This is a genomic window from Bartonella sp. AP57NXGY (assembly GCF_042195805.1).
Lineage (GTDB): Bacteria > Pseudomonadota > Alphaproteobacteria > Rhizobiales > Rhizobiaceae > Bartonella.
Window position 1 is genome coordinate 1 of record NZ_JBHIOZ010000476.1, and the last position, 777, is coordinate 777.

Below are 777 nucleotides of genomic sequence, written 5' to 3' on the forward strand. Positions count from 1 at the left end.
TGCTTGGTTCTGATAGCCAAGATTTTGCGCTATTCTATAAATCTCTTCTGCCGGATTGAGATCTCTTTGTGCACAAGTCGCTACAAGAGCATGCAATTGATCTCTTATAATCGCATCTATTGTGTTTTGTTGTCCATACTCAGGATAAAGTGATGACCAAGAACTCAATTCCTTTGCGCGTGCCTCATAAAGAAAATTTGCCGCGGCATCAAAATCACTGGATTTATTTTGAAACGACTTAACAGAATTATTAAAAAATTCACCAAGACGTATATCATGCTGCTGCTGTTCCTCAGCTTGTCTTAGCGCTTCTTTCTGTTCCCTAATATACGCATCTTGCTTTTGAATCTTATCTAGCATCCACGCCACTAAACGAACAGGGTCCTCACGTAGGTCTGGGGGTGCATTTTCACCTTCAACCATTGGCGTCTGGGATTGGGGTTCATAAAACTTTACAAGCGCTTCACGGGCTTGTTTGGCTTGTTGCTCCATACGCTGCTGTTCTATACTAGGAACAATCTCTGAAGGTTTTTCAACGGGCTGTGCAACCGGCTCTGGAGAGGTGACATCATCATTATCAATCGTTTCACCATCATAAGTGCCAGCATCAAAAGAGCTCTCATCATCAAAGACCGGTGCTCCAACTCTGTAATCTTCATTCATAGCTTCGTTCATTTCTGCATTCATTCTCTAACCTCTCTCAAATGCTTCTTCCTCTGTATGTTGCCGCTCTTTCACGCATGATTTGATTTTGCGCTCGTTCATTAAGAATACGCT

The 777-nt window shown here is 42.5% G+C and carries 1 protein-coding gene; it reads right to left on the reverse strand.

The annotated features are described in order from the left end of the window. On the reverse strand, positions 1 to 687 hold a 687-nt coding region (locus ACFIL8_RS11565), incomplete at its 3' end, for a hypothetical protein (protein WP_375689927.1). Positions 688 to 777: the final 90 nt, after the last annotated feature.